18 protein-coding genes are annotated in these 20449 nt (G+C 55.6%); 11 read left to right on the forward strand and 7 right to left on the reverse strand.

The window, feature by feature from the left end; translation table 11 throughout:
• Window positions 1-52: 52 nt before the first annotated feature.
• Window positions 53-1237, reverse strand: coding sequence for a mannonate dehydratase (gene uxuA / locus ACVV26_RS01620; RefSeq protein WP_474799715.1), 1185 nt, complete (start codon window positions 1235-1237; stop codon window positions 53-55).
• A 548-nt stretch (window positions 1238-1785) separates the two neighbouring features.
• Between uxuA and ompR the strand changes: the two genes are divergently transcribed.
• Together ompR and envZ are read left to right on the forward strand one after the other, a co-directional pair.
• Complete coding sequence (gene ompR, locus ACVV26_RS01625; protein ID WP_006177890.1) at window positions 1786-2505, forward strand: osmolarity response regulator transcription factor OmpR; 720 nt, start codon at window positions 1786-1788, stop codon at window positions 2503-2505.
• The gene (envZ, locus tag ACVV26_RS01630) at window positions 2502-3854 is read left to right on the forward strand and encodes a two-component system sensor histidine kinase EnvZ (protein ID WP_312981919.1); all 1353 of its coding nucleotides are present in this window, start codon (window positions 2502-2504) and stop codon (window positions 3852-3854) included. Before ompR ends, envZ begins: the two co-directional genes overlap by 4 nt.
• Window positions 3855-3930: 76 nt before the next feature.
• Here envZ and pckA read toward each other — a convergent pair whose 3' ends face one another.
• From pckA to ACVV26_RS01655, 5 genes are all read right to left on the reverse strand, one after another.
• Window positions 3931-5550 carry a phosphoenolpyruvate carboxykinase (ATP) gene (gene pckA / locus ACVV26_RS01635; protein WP_474799716.1) on the reverse strand — a complete coding sequence of 540 codons (1620 nt, stop codon included), beginning with the start codon at window positions 5548-5550 and terminating at the stop codon, window positions 3931-3933.
• Window positions 5551-5906: 356 nt separating this feature from the next.
• A complete protein-coding gene (gene hslO, locus ACVV26_RS01640; RefSeq protein ID WP_312981917.1) occupies window positions 5907-6785 on the reverse strand; it encodes an Hsp33 family molecular chaperone HslO in 879 nt (292 codons plus the stop codon).
• 24 nt (window positions 6786-6809) lie between these two features.
• Complete coding sequence (gene hslR / locus ACVV26_RS01645) at window positions 6810-7211, reverse strand: ribosome-associated heat shock protein Hsp15 (RefSeq protein WP_474799717.1); 402 nt, start codon at window positions 7209-7211, stop codon at window positions 6810-6812.
• The gene (yrfG, locus tag ACVV26_RS01650) at window positions 7189-7902 is read right to left on the reverse strand and encodes a GMP/IMP nucleotidase (protein ID WP_474799718.1); all 714 of its coding nucleotides are present in this window, start codon (window positions 7900-7902) and stop codon (window positions 7189-7191) included. The genes hslR and yrfG overlap by 23 nt, the downstream gene beginning before the upstream one ends.
• Before the next feature lie 63 nt (window positions 7903-7965).
• Window positions 7966-10104, reverse strand: a complete 2139-nt coding sequence (locus ACVV26_RS01655) for an intracellular growth attenuator family protein (RefSeq protein ID WP_474799719.1) — start codon at window positions 10102-10104, stop codon at window positions 7966-7968.
• A 321-nt stretch (window positions 10105-10425) separates the two neighbouring features.
• On the opposite strand from ACVV26_RS01655, the gene nudE reads away from it, so the two are divergent.
• On the forward strand, window positions 10426-10986 hold the full coding sequence (nudE, locus tag ACVV26_RS01660; RefSeq protein WP_312981911.1) for an ADP compounds hydrolase NudE: 561 nt from the start codon (window positions 10426-10428) through the stop codon (window positions 10984-10986).
• 50 nt (window positions 10987-11036) lie between these two features.
• On the opposite strand, the gene mrcA is transcribed toward nudE, so the two are convergent.
• A complete protein-coding gene (gene mrcA, locus ACVV26_RS01665) occupies window positions 11037-13589 on the reverse strand; it encodes a peptidoglycan glycosyltransferase/peptidoglycan DD-transpeptidase MrcA (protein WP_474799720.1) in 2553 nt (850 codons plus the stop codon).
• 118 nt (window positions 13590-13707) lie between these two features.
• On the opposite strand from mrcA, the gene ACVV26_RS01670 reads away from it, so the two are divergent.
• From ACVV26_RS01670 to damX, 8 genes are all read left to right on the forward strand, one after another.
• Complete coding sequence (locus tag ACVV26_RS01670) at window positions 13708-14496, forward strand: hypothetical protein (protein WP_474799722.1); 789 nt, start codon at window positions 13708-13710, stop codon at window positions 14494-14496.
• Window positions 14493-15041 carry a PilN domain-containing protein gene (locus ACVV26_RS01675; protein ID WP_474799723.1) on the forward strand — a complete coding sequence of 183 codons (549 nt, stop codon included), beginning with the start codon at window positions 14493-14495 and terminating at the stop codon, window positions 15039-15041. Before ACVV26_RS01670 ends, ACVV26_RS01675 begins: the two co-directional genes overlap by 4 nt.
• Window positions 15025-15501: a HofO family protein gene (locus tag ACVV26_RS01680; protein WP_474799724.1), complete on the forward strand. Its 477-nt coding sequence runs from the start codon at window positions 15025-15027 to the stop codon at window positions 15499-15501. Before ACVV26_RS01675 ends, ACVV26_RS01680 begins: the two co-directional genes overlap by 17 nt.
• The gene (locus ACVV26_RS01685) at window positions 15491-15883 is read left to right on the forward strand and encodes a HofP DNA utilization family protein (RefSeq protein WP_474799725.1); all 393 of its coding nucleotides are present in this window, start codon (window positions 15491-15493) and stop codon (window positions 15881-15883) included. Before ACVV26_RS01680 ends, ACVV26_RS01685 begins: the two co-directional genes overlap by 11 nt.
• Window positions 15819-17069, forward strand: coding sequence for a DNA uptake porin HofQ (gene hofQ / locus ACVV26_RS01690; RefSeq protein WP_474801691.1), 1251 nt, complete (start codon window positions 15819-15821; stop codon window positions 17067-17069). The genes ACVV26_RS01685 and hofQ overlap by 65 nt, the downstream gene beginning before the upstream one ends.
• A gap of 300 nt (window positions 17070-17369) precedes the next feature.
• A complete protein-coding gene (gene aroK / locus ACVV26_RS01695) occupies window positions 17370-17891 on the forward strand; it encodes a shikimate kinase AroK (RefSeq protein ID WP_002436422.1) in 522 nt (173 codons plus the stop codon).
• A 56-nt stretch (window positions 17892-17947) separates the two neighbouring features.
• A complete protein-coding gene (aroB, locus tag ACVV26_RS01700) occupies window positions 17948-19036 on the forward strand; it encodes a 3-dehydroquinate synthase (protein ID WP_474799726.1) in 1089 nt (362 codons plus the stop codon).
• Between the two features lie 88 nt (window positions 19037-19124).
• Complete coding sequence (gene damX, locus ACVV26_RS01705) at window positions 19125-20414, forward strand: cell division protein DamX (protein WP_474799727.1); 1290 nt, start codon at window positions 19125-19127, stop codon at window positions 20412-20414.
• Window positions 20415-20449 lie beyond the last annotated feature (35 nt).

Here is a 20449-nt window from a genome sequence, read left to right on the forward strand (position 1 = left end):
TGCAAATTTGAAGAAGAGACAAGGCGCAGCGGATGCCGCGCCCTGAAGAGATTTAGTTGCTAAAGAAAGCGCGCTGGATTGCCAGTTCTACGCCGCGTACTTCTGCCAGGCCTTTTAAGCGGCCAATGGCGGAGTAGCCGGGGTTGGTCTTTTTCTTTAAATCATCCAGCATCTGGTGGCCGTGATCCGGACGCATCGGGATCAGGTCTTCCACGCCTTCGGCTTTACGACGATGCTCTTCTTCAACGATAGCTTTCACCACTTCGTACATATCCACATCGCCAGCCAGGTGCGCGGCTTCGTGGAACGTTTTCGGGTTATCTTCGCGCATCGTTGAACGCAGGTGAGTGAAGTAAATACGCGGGCCGAACTGTTTGATCATATCCACCAGATCGTTGTCGGCGCGCACGCCATAGGAGCCGGTGCACATGGTAAAGCCGTTCGCCATGCTGGCGACGGTATCCACCATCCATTGCATGTCTTCAATGGTGGAAACAATGCGCGGCAGGCCGAGGATCGGGCGCGGCGGATCGTCCGGATGCACCGCCATACGCACGCCTACCTGTTCGGCGACCGGGATAATGCCGTTCAGGAAGTAAGCGAAGTTTTCACGCAGTTTGGCTTTATCAATATCCGCGTAGCGTTCGAGGTGTTTGCTGAACTGCTCAAGGGTGTAACCTTCTTCCGCGCCCGGCAAGCCAGCGATGATATTGCGGGTCAGGCGCGCTTTGTCTTCATCGCTCATGGCGGCGAAGCGGGCATTCGCCTGCTCAACTTCTTCAGTGGTGTAGTCTGCTTCCGCGCCAGGGCGTTTCAGCAGGTGAATTTCGAACGCAGCGAATTCGATTTGATCGAAGCGCAGGGCTTTGGAGCCGTCCGGCAGCACATATTCCAGGTCAGTACGGGTCCAGTCCAGCACCGGCATAAAGTTGTAGCAGACGGTATAGATCCCGCATTCAGCCAGATTGCGGATCGACTGTTGGTAGTTTTTGATCCACAAATCGTACTGGCCGCTGTGGGTTTTGATGTCTTCGTGGATAGGAATGCTTTCCACCACGGACCACACCAGTCCAGCCTCTTCCACGATGGTTTTTCGCTTGAGGATCTCGTCAACCGTCCAGACTTCGCCGTTGGGAATATGGTGAAGGGCGGTGACCACGCCTGTCGCGCCAGCTTGTCGGACATCTGAAAGCGTTACCGGATCGTTGGGGCCGTACCAGCGCCATGTCTGCTTCATGCTTTACCTCTGCTCAGTCTTCGGGATGCCGTCAAGGCATTTCGCCAGGGATATATTGGTTGACCACCAGGGCGAGTTAATCTGTCTGTGCCGACATAGTGGTGTAACAACTCTCTTTGTTGGCATACAACTTCGTCTAAAAACCACAAAAAGTCAATGCGCGGCGATGAATTGGTTAACCGTGTCACAGTTTGAAGGGTCATGTTAAGCGTGTGTTACACCAGTAAAAAAGCCGATCGGCACCGCGTTACTGAATATTGGTCAACCAATTTTAGGAGCCGTTAAGGTCTAAACTGAATCTGAATTGCGTTACTTTTGCTAAAAACAGTGGCGTGATGGCAGCGAGAGGTGACGAAATTGTGATGAAATAGGCAGATAACCTGCTGTTAAATATGCTTTGTAACAATTTCGACTAGAATATATACCAGTTAAGTCTGGTGGTCAGCGCAGCCTTTTTTAGAATACGTGTAGTTAAAAATGGCTTCATCGTGTAAACACGCGTGTCCGTTTTGCCGATATGAGTATTCGAACCTTTGGGAGTTAAATCGATGCAAGAGAATTATAAAATTCTGGTAGTGGATGACGACATGCGCCTGCGCGCATTGCTTGAGCGTTATCTTACCGAGCAAGGCTTCCAGGTTCGTAGCGTGGCGAACGCTGAACAGATGGATCGCCTGCTTACCCGTGAATCTTTCCATCTGATGGTGCTGGATTTAATGCTGCCGGGCGAAGATGGCCTGTCTATTTGCCGCCGTCTGCGCAGCCAGAGTAACCCCATGCCGATCATTATGGTGACGGCGAAAGGGGAAGAGGTCGATCGTATTGTGGGCCTTGAAATCGGCGCTGACGATTATATCCCGAAACCCTTTAACCCACGCGAACTGCTGGCGCGTATCCGTGCGGTACTGCGTCGCCAGGCGAACGAACTGCCAGGCGCGCCATCCCAGGAAGAGGCGGTTATCGCCTTCGGTAAATTCAAACTCAACCTCGGCACCCGCGAGATGTTCCGCGAAGATGAGCCGATGCCGCTGACCAGCGGTGAATTTGCGGTGCTGAAAGCGCTGGTGAGCCACCCGCGCGAACCGCTGTCCCGCGATAAGCTGATGAACCTGGCGCGCGGTCGCGAGTATTCCGCCATGGAACGCTCCATCGACGTGCAGATTTCCCGCCTGCGCCGCATGGTGGAAGAAGATCCGGCCCACCCGCGCTACATCCAGACCGTCTGGGGGTTAGGCTACGTCTTTGTTCCGGATGGCGCTAAAGCATGAAGCGACTGCGCTTCTCGCCGCGTAGCTCGTTTGCCAGAACCCTGTTGCTCATCGTCACCTTGCTGTTCGTCAGCCTGGTGACGACCTATTTAGTGGTGCTGAATTTCGCCATTCTGCCAAGTTTGCAGCAGTTCAATAAAGTCCTGGCGTACGAAGTGCGTATGCTGATGACCGACAAGCTGCAACTGGAAGACGGTACGCAACTGGTAGTGCCGCCTGCGTTTCGGCGTGAGATTTATCGTGAGTTGGGGATCTCGCTGTACTCCAATGAAGCGGCGGAAGACGCTGGCCTGCGTTGGGCCCAGCATTACGAATTCTTAAGCCAGCAGATGGCGCAGCAGCTGGGCGGCCCGACGGAAGTGCGCGTTGAGGTTAATAAGAGCTCGCCGGTGGTGTGGCTCAAGACCTGGCTTTCGCCCAACATCTGGGTGCGCGTCCCGCTGACGGAAATCCATCAGGGCGATTTCTCCCCGCTGTTCCGCTACACCCTGGCAATTATGCTGCTGGCGATAGGCGGCGCGTGGCTGTTTATCCGTATTCAGAACCGACCGCTGGTAGACCTTGAACACGCGGCGCTTCAGGTGGGTAAGGGCATTATTCCGCCGCCGCTGCGCGAGTATGGCGCGTCGGAGGTGCGCTCGGTGACCCGGGCCTTTAACCATATGGCGGCAGGTGTGAAGCAGTTAGCCGACGACCGCACCCTGCTGATGGCGGGCGTCAGCCATGATTTACGCACGCCGCTGACGCGCATTCGTCTCGCGACGGAAATGATGAGCGCGGAAGATGGTTATCTGGCGGAGTCGATCAACAAAGATATCGAAGAGTGCAACGCCATCATCGAGCAGTTTATCGATTATCTTCGTACTGGCCAGGAGATGCCGCTGGAATTGTCGGATCTGAATGGTGTGCTGGGCGAAGTGATCGCGGCGGAAAGCGGCTATGAGCGCGAGATCGAAACCGATCTCCAGCACGGCGTGATTATGGTGAATATTCACCCGTTATCCATTAAACGCGCGGTAGCCAATATGGTAGTTAACGCGGCGCGCTATGGTAACGGATGGATTAAGGTGAGCAGCGGCACCGAGCTTAACCGCGCCTGGTTTCAGGTCGAAGATGATGGCCCCGGCATCAAGCCCGAGCAGCTTAAGCATCTGTTCCAGCCGTTTGTGCGCGGCGACAGCGCCCGCAGCACCAGCGGTACTGGCCTCGGTTTAGCCATCGTTCAGCGTATTGTTGATAATCACAACGGCGTGCTGGATATTGGTCGTAGTGAGCGTGGCGGGTTGCGGATACGAGCCTGGCTACCGGTGCCCGTAGCGCGGATTGCGCATCCGGTGAGAGAAAGTTAGTTCCCGGCAAATGGCCTGCATAAAAAAACCACCCTCGGTCACCCAGGGTGGTTTTTTGTTTTAGAGCAGACTCAACTTACAGTTTCGGCCCTGCGCTCACCAGCGCTGCGCCAGCAGGCGTGTCGGTATACTTCTCGAAGTTAGTAATAAACAGCTTCGCCAACTGAGTGGCTTTTTCCTGCCACTGCTCCGGTGAGGCGTAGGTATTACGCGGGTCGAGAATATGGGTATCGACGCCCGGCAGCGTGGTGGGGATCGCCAGGTTAAACATCGGCAGATTAAAGGTTTCGGCGTCATCGAGGGAACCATCGAGAATGGCGTCGATAATCGCGCGGGTATCTTTAATCGAGATGCGTTTGCCGGTACCGTTCCAACCGGTATTAACCAGATACGCCTGCGCGCCAGCGGCCTGCATACGTTTCACCAGCACTTCCGCGTACTGCGTCGGATGCAGCGACAGAAATGCTGCGCCAAAGCAGGCAGAGAAGGTTGGCGTCGGCTCGGTCACGCCGCGCTCGGTGCCGGCCAGTTTGGCGGTAAAGCCAGACAGGAAGTGGTACTGAGTCTGGTTAGCGGTCAGGCGCGATACCGGCGGCAACACGCCAAAGGCATCGGCGGTGAGGAAAATCACTTTAGTGGCATGGCCCGCTTTGGAGACTGGCTTAACGATGTTTTCGATGTGGTAGATCGGGTACGACACGCGGGTGTTTTCGGTCTTCGAGGCATCGTCAAAATCAATCACCCCGTCTTCGCCGACGGTGACGTTCTCTAACAGCGCGTCACGGCGGATGGCGTGATAAATATCCGGTTCTGCTTCTTCAGACAGACGAATGGTTTTGGCGTAGCAACCGCCTTCGAAGTTAAACACCCCGTCGTCGTCCCAGCCGTGTTCGTCATCGCCAATCAGACGGCGTTTCGGGTCGGTAGACAGCGTGGTTTTACCGGTGCCGGAAAGGCCGAAGAACACCGCAACATCGCCTTTTTCACCCACGTTCGCCGAGCAGTGCATCGAGGCGATGCCTTTCAGCGGCAGCAGGTAGTTCATGATCGAGAACATCCCCTTTTTCATCTCGCCGCCGTACCAGGTGCCGCCAATTAGCTGCATCCTCTCCGTCAGGTTGAACGCGACAAAGTTCTCCGAGTTCAGCCCTTGCGATTTCCAGTCAGGGTTAGTGCACTTCGCGCCATTCATTACCACGAAATCGGGTTCGAAACCTTCCAGCTCTTCGTCAGTGGGGCGGATAAACATGTTTTTGACGAAGTGCGCTTGCCAGGCCACCTCGGTGATAAAACGCACCGAAAGTCGGGTGTCGGCATTCGCGCCGCAGAACGCATCGATGATAAACAAGCGCTTACCGGATAGCTGGCGGGTAACTAACCCTTTGAGATGTTGCCAGGTTTCAGGCGACAGCGGCTTGTTGTCATTTTTTCCTTTGCCATTATCCGCCCACCACAGGGTGTCACGTGTCGTGTCGTCGCGGACGATATATTTATCTTTTGGCGAACGGCCAGTAAAGATGCCTGTATCGACTGAAACGGCTCCCAGATTAGTCAATACGCCACGCTCGTAGCCTTCCAGTTCTGGATTAAGCTCTTCACGATAAAGCGTATCGTAATCAGGGTTGTAGACCACGTCCTGGGCGTCGTTAATACCATAAGCCTTGAGATCTTGCGGGGTTAAACCTTTAACGCGCATATCACTTCTCCTTAGCCAATTTGTACTGCCTGAAATTGTAGGGTTGTTTGTAACATGTTAACCGGGACGTGCTTCATAGATTTACGTATCGACGCTTTTAAGACAGCGGAAAATACTGTGATTCAGCTCACGACGCGGGATAGAGTAGCGGAGGAGTGTATAACGGAAAGAGGAAAATGTTCTGATTATGTTAATGAACGGAAGCAGTAATATGACAATTTGTGAGTGTAAGCGCTTTCTCAAAAGTAAATTTTATGAAAGATAAGAGCGTTTTTATGGACGAATCGATTTTGCAATCAGGGGCGAGGGGAGTGGAAAATAGCGAGCGCCTGATGCCACAGGCGCTCGAAGTGGTTTTAGTGGATTTGCGGGTCCGCCGGTGAGGCGTTATTGCGGATCGCGGCAATATCCATGGCATCGAACAGATAGTGCGTACCGCAGTAATCACAGTGCATGTCGATCTCGCCATCTTCCGCCAGAATGGTTTCAATCTCTTCATCCGGCAGGGTTTTCAGCGCGCCAGCGCAACGCTCGCGAGAGCAGGTGCACTTAAATTCCACATCCTGCGGATCGTAAAGTGTCACTTCTTCCTCGTGATACAGACGCCACAGCACGTCGTTAGCCGGTAAAGTAAACAGCTCTTCCGCTTTGATGGTTTCAGTCAGCGTTGCCAGGTGATTAAAATCGTCCGCCTGGGCATTCTGCGCGGGCAGAACCTGAAGCAGCATGCCGCCCGCCGCAGGCTGGCCATCAACGTCACCGGTGCGAATAAACAACCGCGTCGGCAACTGCTCGGAACGCAGGAAGTAATCTTCCAGGCATTCCGCCAGGGTATCGCCTTCCAGGCCTACTACGCCCTGATAACGCTCGCCTTCGGCAGGCGTGATGGTGATCACCAGGTAACCGTTGCCCACCAGGGTTTTCAGAGAGGCATCGGCTGGCACCTCGCCCTGTACGCGGGCAACGCCGCGCATTTGCTGATCGTTATTACCGTTAATAACGGCCAGGTTCATCGGACCATCGCCCTGGAGTTGCACAGTAATATCACCTGCGAACTTCAGCGTGGCGGTCAGCAGGCTGGTCGCTACCAACAGCTCGCCCAGCACGTTTTTAACCGGCTGAGGGTAGTCGTGGTTTTCCAGAATCTGCTTCCAGGTTTCTGAAACGGTAACCAGCTCGCCGCGCACGGCATAGTTTTCAAACAGATAGCGATGTAATTGGTCGTGTTGGGCCATAATAGTCTCTCTTGCGGGCGACGGTTATTCGTCGTCACCGTATTTAAATTTTATCAAATCACGACGCTCTTTTTTATCCGGGCGGCGTTCCGGATGCGGCATCGTGAGCGCATTCATTTTGCGGGCAAGCGCCAGCTTTTCGCGGTTTTCCACGCTTTGCGCCGTCTCTTCGTACAGCAGCACGGCTTCACTCGCCGGGCGACGCTGGTCGGTGATCCCTTTTACGATAACGGTGCGCTGATCGTTGCCCTGACGCAGAACAATCTCTGCGTCCAGTTCCACGTTTTTGCTGGGGCGGGTGCGTTGTCCGTTGTAATGCACCTTTCCGCCTTCAATCATTTCACGCGCTATCGCGCGGGTTTTATAAAAACGGGCCGCCCATAACCATTTGTCCAGGCGTACCTCAGACGGCGCTTTCTCTTTCATGGTCGTCACCTGTTTTGCAATGAGGGTGCAATGCGGGGATTAACCGACGGTAGTCATTCAGCGCGGCGTGGCGCTGATACGCTTTCTCCGCCACGCCAGAGTCAGGATTGGTTACGCCGAGGCAATAACGAATGCCAAACTGCGCAGCCGCATCCAGAATCGGTTCGCTGTCGTCAATAAACAACGTTCGCGCCGGATCGAGACCGGTATGCGCTTTGACGGCTTCCCACAGCCGCTGATCCTCTTTCGGATATCCAAATGTGTGGGTGGAAAGTAATAAATCAAGGTGCGAAGCCAGCCCCGTGTACTCCAGCTTCACCGCCAGATTATGGGGATGGGCGTTGGTCAGCAAAATACGGCGTTTGCCGCAGGCTTTGAGTGCATCCAGAAAAGGCACCGTATCGTCGCGCAATACTGCGCGCGGGCCTTGCTGTGTTGTCATCGCACAGATATCGAGGCCAAGCCGCTCGCTCCAGTAATCCAGACAGTACCAGTTTAGCGTATGCTGGACGGCGTGATATTCCTGGCGAATATACTGATGCGCTTCTTCCAGCGTGATGCCGCGCAGATCGCTTAAGGTTTCTGGCACCAGGTGCTGCCAAAAATGGTTATCGAACGCTAAATCCAACAGCGTGCCGTCCATGTCCAGTAACACGGTATCGACATCTGGCCAGGCGATATCTTTATGCATGGGTCATCTCAGCCTATCAAAAAGTGACGACAGGGTAGCATAAACCCGTCGCCACTCTATTACTCAGGGGAGATGCTGCACTTCGGTAGAGGGAACCAGCTCTTGGTTGAAACAGCTCGCGTAATACTGCTGGATGTCCGCCAGCCGGGAGCGCTGGCGCTGCCAGCGACGGATCGCCTGCACGCCGTTATAGAGCGTACAAATAATCATGGCGAACAGCAGCAGCGTAGTGCTGACATAACGCCATAACCCTGCGCTGTCCGGGATGCGGTGCAGCGAAACATGTTCGGTGCCGTTGGCGTCGGTACGGATGCTAGTGATCACCCCTTCCGCGTGGAACGGGGTCTGCATCAGCATCTCCGCCAGCCGCTGAAATTCTTTCCACTGCTGGTGGGCCGGGTAATCGTATAACGACATCGGCGGCAGCGGCTGATCGACTAAATCGCCGCCTTCTTCACTGATAATCATAAAGCCGCCGGGTGCCGGGCTGTTCAGCGACTGGGCCGCGCGGTTGGTTTCACGGATAAAGAACGGCGCGGTAGAGGTAGTGACCAGATTATCCAGCGATTCGGCGCTTACCGGGCGTAACAGTACGTTCACGCCATCCAGTTTTCCGCTGCTGGCGCGTTTAACCAGCGCTTCCCAGTCTTTGGTATTGCCCAGGTTGATCAGCGCATTTTTAAGCCGAATGCACTCATCGTCTGCGGTACACAACGCCTGAGTTTTCAGCACGATTTCCGCGAAGTCATCCAGCAACACCATGCCGGATTTTTGAATCGCAGAGCGCAACTGCGGATTCACTTTGGAATCATTTTCCTGTGGATGAAGCTGGCGGTTAACCGCTTCGGTCAGCGCCGTGGCGTTATTGACGATCTCCGATTCAGGCAGCGGTAACGGTCGTGCGGAGTTCCAGATAATTTGTGAGCAATCGAACGGCATAAACGGGTAGTTCTGGCGCGGAGAATAGGTGCCGGGCACGTGGATATTACACATGCCGGTGCCAGACACTTTCAGCGTGTCGCCCACTTTTAACCCTGATTTTTGCAGTTGCTCCACGCTGGTGGCTTCAACCGTCTGGGCACCTTTCAGCCATGAGACGGTGAGTTTGATCGGCATATCCAGCGGTACCCAGAACAGCAGCATCATCAGGACCAGAAAAGCCGCGCCGCTCAGTATCAGGCTACGCAGCCAGTGTTGCAGCGGGAAGTTTTTCACCTCCTCATGGAGCGATAAAAAGCGCCCCTGACGAACGACGCGGCGATCGAGATAAATATCGATATCCGTTTTCTGGCCTAAGTCGTAATGCGTAAAGGGCTGCCAGTGCGGCGGATACACCAAATCGACGATGCCCAGCGAAATATTGTTGATCTGTTCCTGATCGGATTCGCCGAACAACCCCCAGCGCTTCGGCGTACCACGCAGGCAGTGAATTTCGCGTAGCGTATTTTTGGCGGGCGGCGCGAATAATCCCCACAGCCCCGCAGCCAGTAGCAGAACGCCGCCGCCGGCAAGCCAGGGAATTAATACATCCGGTGCCACCAGGCCGCTGAAAAAGAAAAAGAAAGAGATGCCAATCAACAGGGCTTCGCGCAGGCCGTCCGGGCGGCTCAGGGCGTACTCTTCACGGGTTTCCTGGCGAATGTTCAGTAATTCGATCTGCTCGCTTTCTTCACCGCGAATAGACGCCTGGGTACCGGTTACGCGTTCAAGCGCATAGCTGCCGGTATCCTGATGAGAGTTCAGTAGCGTGTGGCCATTCAGCGAGATCACCAGCGGGCGAGTTTCGGTGCGAATAAACTCGACGTTATTATCATCGGTGATGTACTGCTCCCAGAACGGGGGCAAATGCACTTCCACCGAGTCGAGGTAGTACCGCCACTTGTTCGGATCATCGGTGGATAAGCCATAGCGGGTGATGGCGCGCGTCACCGCATACACGGTGTTGCTTTGCGGCGTTAGCGTTAGCGTGCCGGGCGACTTACTGGAGCCTGTCGGGGCGGGCGCACTTTCCGTTTGGGTCAGGGACTCCAGATAGTTTTCAACGGCGCTGCGCTCTTCCGGCGTAAGCTTACGCGAGGCCGCGCCAGCAAAGGCCTGCAGCAACGGCAACGTACGGCGTTGCCCCAGGCGATGCCTGAAAATCAAACCGACAGCTATCCCTAAAACCAGCACCATCACTAAAACCGTCAATAAGGTGCCCATGCGTTCCCCATAACCAAAAAATTATTCAATTTCACGCGCGAAGGTGAACTGTAACAAAAATTGTTGCCAGTGAGTATTTATCGACGACTGTAGCGCAAACAGTCCTTTTTGCAGGCCCTGCCGCGACGATTAAGAATAACAGCAATAGCAGCGCTGAATTATCAGCAAATTCTTAGCAGGATTTCAAACCTGGCGACATCGTCATTCTGGATGATACCCGCAGGAAAATGACAAAAGTGTAAATAACAAACAATTAACATTGCTCAAACTGTGTTGGATATCGCACAATATTGTCATTCTCCCTATTTCATTCTCCATACGATGAGTAAACCACTACAAAAACCCACTATTTTGCGTGTTGAAACCGTCGCTCGTTCGCGCTTGTTTAATGTCGAAACGGTAGATTTGGAATTCAGCAACGGCGTGCGTCGGGTTTACGAACGGATGCGACCCTCCACGCGCGAGGCGGTGATGATCGTACCGATTATTGACGACAGTCTGGTACTGATCCGGGAATACGCGGTGGGGACGGAGTCTTACGAACTGGGCTTCTCGAAAGGGCTTATCGATCCGGGCGAGACGGTTTTTGAAGCCGCGAACCGCGAGTTGAAAGAAGAGGTAGGGTTTGGCGCGCACCAGCTTACATTTCTGAAAAAGCTGACCATGGCACCGTCCTACTTCTCCAGCAAAATGAATATCGTGGTAGCGGAGAATCTTTACCCGGAATCCCTGCAAGGGGACGAGCCGGAGCCGCTGCCAAAAGTGTACTGGCCGTTAAATGAGATGATGGCGCTGCTCGACGATCCTGATTTCAACGAGGCGCGTAACGTTAGCGCGCTGTTCCTGGTGCGTGAATGGTTGAAGGCGCAGGGAAGGATGTAGCCTGCAAATGATAAGGCCCTGAAAAGGGCCTTAATTTTTAGTGCCGCCGTTTAAAACAGCTCGTGGGTTTCACCGTTGTCGATGATTGTTGTCCCCACCTCATGGATCGCATGCTGTGTCGGCTGCGTCCCTTCAATGAAATACTCTTCGCGGCTGTTGCCGCCGTTCGCCAGTTGCCCCGTGCTGCGATCGATATTGACGCTGATAATGCCCGGCGGCGGCGTTAGCGGCTCTTCCGGTACGCCTTCCAGAATCGATTTCATAAACGCATCCCAGGCAGGCTGTGCGCTTTTCGCGCCTCCCTCGTAGCCGGAAATCTGATCTTTGATCGCGCCTGATGCGGTGGTGCGGCCTAAATCGCGGCGGTGATCGTCAAAGCCAATCCACACTGACGTCACTACGCCAGGACCGTACCCGGAGAACCAGGCATCTTTGGAGCTGTTGGTGGTGCCGGTTTTACCGCCGATGTCCTTACGCTGGAGATCGCGGCCCGCACGCCAGCCAGTGCCTTGCCAGCCGGGCTCGCCAAAGATGTTGGTATTCAGTGCGCTTTTCATCAGGAACGCCAGCGGCGTATTGATTACGTGCGGCGCATATTCCTGCGGCTGGCTTTGCGCCACCAGCGCACGGTTCACCTGCTCCAGTTGCGGCATCGGCACGGTGGCGTTTTGCTGCTCCTGAGACACGGCGACATCTTCGACATTGTTATTATCCAGCACGTTCGATTTCGGGGTTTCGCCATAAATCACCGGCAAATCGCATTCCGGACAGGCGATTTTCGGTCTGGCTTCGAAAATATTGTCCCCCTGCTCATTAACAATTTTGGTAATGAAATACGGATCCACCAGGAAGCCGCCGTTGGCCATCACCGCATAACCGCGCGCCACCTGCATCGGCGTAAAGGACGCGGAGCCCAGCGCCAGCGATTCAGTATGGACAATGTTTTGCGCCGGGAAGCCGAAGCGTTGCAGATATTCCGCCGCATAATCCACGCCCATGGCACGCATGGCGCGCACCATCACCACGTTTTTCGACTGGCCTAAACCCTGACGCAAACGAATCGGACCGGCATATTCCGCCGGGGAGTTTTTTGGACGCCAGTCAGAGCCAGCGCCCGCATCCCAGCGAGAAATCGGCACATCGTTAAGGATACTCGCCAGGGTGAGTCCTTTATCCATCGCGGCGGTGTAGAGGAACGGTTTGATGTTCGAACCGACCTGACGCAGCGCCTGGGTAGCGCGGTTGAACTTGCTCTGGTTAAAGTCGAAGCCGCCCACCAGCGCCAGCACTGCGCCGTCGCGCGGGTTGAGCGACACCAGCGCGGAATTCACATCCGGCACCTGCGCCAGCCACCAGCTTTCATCGACCTGGCGTACCCAGATTTGCTGGCCCGCCTGGAGCACATCGGTGACCCGGCGTGGCGTTGGCCCCTGGGCAGTATCGGAACGGTAAGGACGCGCCCAGCGCACCCCCGCCATTTTCAGCGACACGCTGGAACCATCAGCCAGTAGCGCGGTGGCTTCCTCAGCGCTTGCCTGCGTCACCACGGCGGCGCGCAACGGGCCATAGCCGGGCAGGCCTTTCAGGGAATCGATAATTTTTTTCTGATCCCACGCCGCTTCGCCGACCTTCCACAGCACGTTAGCCGGGCCGCGGTAGCCGTGGCGCATGTCATAGGCCAGAACGTTATCGCGTACCGCCTGCTGCGCGGCCTGCTGATCTTTGCGCTTAACGGTGGTGTAAACCTTGTAACCGTCTTCGTAGGCTTTCTCGCCGTAGCGGCTCACCATCTCCTGGCGCACCAGTTCAGCAAGGTAAGGGGAGGAGAACGCGATTTCCGGCGCGTGATAGTTGGCGTCAATGGCTTCACTACGCGCCGTGTCGTACTGCTGCTGCGTGATATAGCCTTCGTTCAGCATCCTCGCCAGCACCACATTACGGCGCGCGGTGGCGCGATCCAATGAATACAGCGGGTTATAGGTTGATGGCGCTTTCGGTAGCCCGGCAATCACCGCAATCTCGCTGAGGGTCAGCTGATCGACGGTTTTACCAAAATAGACCTGGGCGGCGGCCCCGACGCCATAGGCGCGATAGCCGAGATAAATCTTGTTGAGATACAGCTCAAGAATGTCGTCTTTGTTCAGCAACTGCTCAATGCGGATCGCGAGGAACACCTCTTTGATTTTACGCATTAATTTGCGCTCAGGGCTCAGGAAGAAGTTACGCGCCAACTGCTGGGTAATGGTACTGGCCCCTTGTGAGGCATGCCCTGAAAACAGCGCCACGCTGGTGGCACGGAAAATCCCCACCGGGTCGACGCCGTGATGTTCATAAAAGCGGCTGTCTTCGGTCGCGATAATCGCTTTAACCAGTTCAGGCGGAATTTGGTTGAGCGTTAACGGGATACGGCGCTTTTCGCCAAACTGCGCAATAAGTTCATTATCCGCGCTGTAAACCTGCATGGGGATCTGCAAGCGTACGTCTTTCAGCGTCGCGACGTCGGGCAGTTGCGGCTCAACATATTTGTACAAACCATAAATCGAGCCTGCTCCCAGCAGGATGCAACACACTGCAAGGATGAATAAATACTTTACGAACTTCACCGAGGATTTCTCACCAGATTTCAATTGGGCAGTTTATAAACAACAGCTCGGTAGTATAAAGGCAAGCCAGAAGCATTGATATGTCCTTTTCATTAACAGGGCCTGCAAGGAGTGCGTTATGGTGAGTCGCGTATGGAAAATTGGTCTTCATTTTCAACAGGATGGCGTAAGGGCCGTTGCGGTGCAGCGCCGCCGGGGCGGCTGGCAGCTCAAAAAGTGGTGGTATTTCCCCCTTGTCACTGCCACCGATTATCACGGCGTAATCATCAGCAGCGAGCCGTTAATTCAGGCGCTACAGATGCTGCGTGCCGAACTGCCGGCGCAGCACCATATGCACGTCGCGTTTCCGGCCAGGCGCACCTTGCAACGCACCATGCCGTTGCCTGGCCATCTTTGCGAGTCTGAGTGCCAGGGCTATGTCACCGCGGCGACGGCAAAAGCATTGCAGATGGCACCAGACAGCTTGTTCTCCGATTACTACCCAGACGCAGCGCGCAAGACGCTCTTCGTCACGGCGGCGCATCGTCAGGACGTGACGGATGTCATAGCGCTGGTGGAACGCGCCGGATTTTCTCATTACACGCTCACCCCCGATGCCTGCGCATTAACCAGCTTTTTCCCTTATGCCGCGCCGCACATTCAGGGCATTGCCGCCTGTGACGGCGAGCAGTGGCTCTGGGCGACGCGGGAACGCTGGGGATGCCAGCCTGAAGGCGGTCTCGGCAGTCTGGTTGAGACGCTTTCTGTTCCCCCGTCGCAGTGGCTTTGCTGCAACGGCGAACCGCAAGACGGCGTAGCTTCCTGCGAACCCTGGCGCTGGCTGACATGGGTACATCCGCCAAAAGCGCCTGACGAATGGCGTTTTGCCGTGGCGCTCGGCCTGGCGATGGGGAGCTATCCCTTATGAACGGGCTGATCAACCTTCTTCCCTGGCGCGCGCAACGGTTAAAACAGCGGGCAATATTTTGGGCCAGCCTGTTTCTGGCGGGCATCATCAGTATGGTGGCGGCATGCGGCGTCTGGCGCGGGTATATCGGACACCGCCTCGTGCAGTTGCGGATAGCGCAACCCTCACCCCAACAGTTGCAAACGCTACGCGGTGACAATGCCCGGCAACGCAAGCGGCTGAAAGAATTGGCGGCTGTGCATCAACAACGGCTGGCGGTGCTTCAGCATCAGGCCATTTTTCAGCGCTGGGGGCAGCGGCTGGAACAGCTCGCCTCTGACCTACCTGATGCAATCTGGTTCAATGCGCTGCGTTTTGAAGCCGGGAGGCTGGACATCACCGGTAAGTCTTTATCGGCGGAGGCGTTAAGCCAGTGGGCGGAGACGCTAAAAACGCTGCCAGGCTCGGGTGTATTGCGTCAGGGCGCGACGACGCGCGACGGCGACGGCGCCTGGCAATTTCACTGGACGCTAACGCTGGAGCCTGACGATGCGCCGACTCATTGAGCAGTGGCTGACGGCTGAGGCCAGGCTGCGTATCGCCACGTGGGCGGCTGCGATGCTGTTGTTGATGGCGCTGTGCGGGTTAGGGGTCATCCGTCCTGGCTATCAGGCGCTTGAGCAGCAGCGCATCAGCCTGGCCGCCAGCGAGCAGGCAATAAAAGAACAACAGCGCCAAAAACGTGCGCTCGACAGGCAACTCAATGCGGCGCAACGCAATTTGCCGGCTCTGGTATCAGTGAATTTCTCTGCGATGACGACAGGGAAATTACCCGGCATAACGCTGGAAAAGTGGCAGCCCGAAGGCGAATTCGCCGAGCTGGTGCTGTGCAGCCAGTGGCTTGCTGTCCCTGCGCTGTTTCATGCCTTGTCCCGCACCGACGCCCGCTTAAAAAGCTTCTCCCTGACGTCAGGGAGCGGCGTACTGAACGTCACGCTGCGGCTGGAGGCGGACCATGAAAAATAGCTTCGCGGCGATGTTGCTGATGTGTTGCCTGGCGGTGGACGCTGCGCCCCGCGATCCCTTTCAGGCCCCCATTAATAACTGCCCGTATGCGCAATGGGAGACATGGCGCTTTCACGGGGCAGTGGGAAACGCATCGTCTATCAAAGCATTGATTGAAAGCCCGGAAGGTAAATGGCTGCGGGTGAGCCCCGGCCAGACCTTATCGTCAGAGTTACAGGTTAAGGAGATCACTGCGGCCGCTATTGTTATAGCCATCCCTGCCGCGTGTGATAAAGGCGAGATTCGCTGGCAACGCAAGGAAAAATTCAATGGCAAGGATGTGCAGATTAGCCGGGCTGATGCTGCTCCCGCTGAGCGCGCTGGCCGTAAAACCGGCAAATAATATTTCTCTGGTGGTTGATGACGTACCTGTCCGCCAGGTTTTGCAGGCGCTGGCGGAAACAGAAAAGCAAAACGTGATTATCGCGCCTGACGTCGCGGGCGACGTGACGCTGCATCTGGTGAACGTTTCCTGGCAGGTGGCCTTTCAGACCGTAGTAGATATCAGTCAGCTCCACTGGCGTAAGGAAGGCAATATCCTGCGGGTTTATCCGGCGGAATGGCAACAGCGCCAGCAGCAGGAACAGGAGCGGGCCCGTTTACAGCGGCTCACTAACCAACCGCTGAACACCCGAATGGTGTCGCTGCGTTACGCCGATGCGGCAGAACTGGCGGCAGCAATAACGGCGCAGGGTGACAAGTTACTGGGCCCGAAAGGCAGCGTGATGGCGGATAAACGCACCAACCGGCTGCTGATCGATGACAACAGCGCGGCGCTGAAAAAGATAGACAGCTGGATTGCCAGCATGGATATCCCGGTGGGCCAGGTTGAACTCTCGGCGCATATTGTCACCATCAATCAAACCAGCCTGCGCGAACTTGGCGTGAAGTGGAGTTCGGCGGAGGGCGAGGGCAAAGAGCGGCTTTATCGCCCCAGCGCAATATCCGCGGACCTGTCAGTGCCGAACGCCTCCACGCGGATTGGTTTTAACGTCGGGCGGATTAACGGCAACATGCTTGATATTGAGCTCTCGGCGCTGGAGCAGAAACATAAGCTGGAAATTATCGCCAGCCCGCGTTTGCTGGCCTCGCATCAGCAGCCCGCGAGCATCAAGCAGGGCAGCGAGATCCCTTATCAGGTCTCAAGTGGCGAAAGCGGCGCGACGTCGATTGAATTTAAAGAGGCAGTGCTAGGGATGGAAGTGACGCCGACCATTCAGCCCTACGGCAGGATCAGGATGAAGCTGCGCATCAGCCAGAATATGCCAGGACAGGTGCTGAAGCAGGCGGATGGTGAAGTGATGGCGATTGATAAGCAGGAAATTGAAACTCAGGTGGAAATAAAAGACGGCGAGACCATCGCCCTCGGCGGCATCTTCCAGCAGAAACGTAAAGGCGGTAAAGACACGGTGCCCTTACTGGGAGACATCCCGCTGATAGGCGGCCTGTTTAGCTATGACGGGAAAGATGATGAGCGGCGGGAACTCGTTGTGTTCATCACGCCACGGCTAATCGCGCCAAAGTCTTAGCGTTCTTATATTGTCGATTTCACGTTTTTATTCGGTCGGGCGTTTGACGTCAGACTCGAATTAGCATACAAGGAGTACCGATTTGAGTGTCAGCCCAATTCGGTACTCCCGATGGCGTTTTTCCCGCCAGCTCATCGGGCGCGGTAATTTATTCGGTTGCCAAACCACCTTGAGTGTTGAGATAATTTTTGGTCTGACTCTCGCACTATCGCATAAAGAGGTTTCAGTTCATTATCCGTAACGCAAACATGTCGCGCAGCGGGTTTACCATCAACGAATTGTCTTAGTAGTACCAAAAAAATGGCAGAGAAACGCAATATCTTTCTGGTTGGGCCGATGGGTGCTGGCAAAAGCACGATTGGGCGTCAGTTAGCTCAACAGCTCAATATGGAATTTTACGATTCTGATCAAGAGATTGAGAAACGAACCGGCGCTGATGTAGGTTGGGTCTTCGACGTTGAAGGCGAAGAAGGCTTCCGTGACAGAGAAGAAAAAGTCATCAATGAACTCACCGAGAAGCAAGGCATTGTCCTGGCAACCGGCGGCGGCTCTGTAAAATCTCGTGAAACCCGTAACCGTCTCTCCGCTCGCGGCGTCGTGGTTTACCTTGAGACAACCATCGAAAAACAACTGGCTCGTACCCAGCGCGATAAAAAGCGTCCTTTGTTGCAGGTTGAAACCCCGCCTCGCGAAGTTCTGGAAGCGCTGGCCGGTGAACGCAATCCGCTGTATGAAGAGATTGCCGACGTAACCATTCGCACTGACGACCAAAGCGCGAAAGTTGTGGCAAACCAGATTATTCATATGCTGGAAAACAACTGATTCTGGCTAAATAAACACTCGCCCGCGGGTACAAGCAACAGAAGGTGTTGAGCGTCATGGAGCAGTTAACAGTCACTCTCGGGGAACGCAGTTACCCTATCACCATCGCTGCCGGCTTATTCAACCAGCCGGCTTCATTTTGGCCTTTGCGCGCGGGTGACCAGACGATGTTGGTCACCAATGAAACGCTGGCACCGTTGTACCTTGATAACGTCCGTCAGGTGCTCGAACAGGCGGGTGTAAAAGTCGATCAGGTTATTCTTCCTGATGGCGAGCAGCATAAAAGCCTCGCCGTGCTGGAAACCGTCTTCAGTGCGTTATTAGAAAAACCCCACGGTCGGGATACCACGCTCGTCGCGCTCGGCGGCGGCGTGATTGGCGATCTCACCGGTTTCGCCGCGGCCAGTTATCAGCGCGGCGTACGTTTTATCCAGGTGCCGACGACGCTGCTTTCGCAAGTTGACTCCTCGGTCGGCGGCAAAACTGCCGTTAACCATCCGCTCGGCAAAAACATGATCGGCGCGTTTTACCAGCCTGCATCGGTTGTGGTCGATCTGGATTGCTTAAAAACCCTTCCCCCCCGCGAACTCTCCTCCGGCCTGGCCGAAGTCATCAAATACGGCATTATTCTGGATGCTGAATTCTTTGACTGGTTAGAAGCCAATCTGGATGCGGTGATGGCGCTTGATACCACGGCTATGGCGTACTGCATTCGCCGTTGTTGTGAGCTGAAAGCGGAAGTTGTGGCAGCAGACGAGCGCGAAAGCGGCTTACGTGCTTTACTCAATCTTGGTCATACCTTCGGCCATGCTATCGAGGCGGAAATGGGCTACGGCAACTGGCTGCATGGCGAAGCCGTCGCGGCCGGTATGGTGATGGCGGCCCGCACCGCCCAGCGGTTGGGACAGTTTGACGAACAGGATATTCAGCGCGTCATCACGCTGCTTAAACGTGCAGGGTTGCCGGTCACTGGCCCGCAGAGCATGTCGCCTGCCGCCTATTTGCCGCACATGATGCGCGATAAAAAAGTATTGGCTGGCGAGCTCCGTCTGGTGCTGCCGTTGGCAATAGGTAAAAGTGAGGTACGCAGTGGCGTGTCGCACGACCTGGTACTCAGCGCGATTGCGGATTGTCAGCAAGCGTAACTATTAAAAAGGTGTTTCGCCGTCAGGCGATGTTTAATTCAGGTGACGTGGCAGTTGTACTGACATAAGCCTTTTAGTGGGGTGTGAAATGGATGAATTTAAACCAGAAGACGAGCTGAAACCCGATCCCAGCGATCGTCGTACTGGTCGTTCCCGTAAATCTTCCGAGTTCGACAACGAACCGCAGCTGAATATCGACGATGTCGATGTTGAGGCAGAAGATCGCCGTCCAACGCGCGCGCGCCGTGCCCGTGACGAAGACGCAGATTACGAAGCGGAAAACGACGTTGCGGATGATGCTGACGTTGAACGCCGTCCGCGCAAACGCAAAAAAGCGCCAGCCAAAGGCCCGGTTTCTCGCCAGCATATGATGATGGGCGTGGGTATTCTGGTGCTGTTGCTGCTGATTATCGGCATCGGTTCCGCGCTTAAAGCACCGTCGTCGGACTCGACTACCGCACAGAACCCGCCAGCCGAGAAGAGCATTAGTCTTAACGGCGGCGACAACTCGGCGGCTAATCAGGCCAATGGCACTCAGCCCGCGCCGGGCGCGACCTCCGCTGAGAATCCTTCCAACGGTCAGGACATCTCTTTACCGCCAGTTTCTTCTACTCCGACTCAGGGCCAGGTAACGGCGACGCCTGAAGGTCAACAGCGCGTGGAAGTGCAGGGCGACCTGAATAATGCGCTGACCGCCCAACAGGGCCAGATCGATGCGGCAGTCACTCACTCTACGCTGCCGACCGAACCGGCAACCGTGGCGTCTACCGGCAGCAATGCCAGCCGCCAGGCTGCAAGCGGCGAAGCGCAGCCTGCGCGTACTGAACGTAAGCAGACGGTGATTGAGCCTGCTCCGCGTAAAACGCAGACCACGCAAACCGCACCGGCTCGCCAGCCAGCGGCGCCGAAAGCGACTGAAACCAAACCGACGGCGACCGTGAAGCAAACCGCGCCTGCGACGAATTCCGGCAGTGCCAGCGCACCGGTTAAAGCGCCGACGGCAACGACAACTGCGCCGAAAGCGACCACCACCGCGCCAGCCGCGACAGCGACCGCATCCGCACCGGCTGCCAGCGCAGGCGCGTCCAGCGGCAACGTCGGTTCGCTCAAGTCTGCGCCTTCCAGCCACTACACGCTTCAGTTGAGCAGTTCCTCGAACTACAACAATCTGAACGCCTGGGCGAAGAAAGAGAGCCTGAAAAACTACGTGGTTTATCAGACAACCCGTAACGGGCAGCCCTGGTATGTGCTGGTAAGCGGCGTCTATTCCTCAAAAGAAGACGCAAAACGCGCCGTGTCGGCATTACCGGCTGACGTACAGGCTAAAAACCCGTGGGCGAAACCGATCCATCAGGTTCAGGCCGATCTTAAGCAATGATTAAAGCGCAGGATGCTCCAGGCGCCTTCTCCTTA

It is taken from the genome of Atlantibacter sp. MEI4A-1023, from assembly GCF_056155425.1.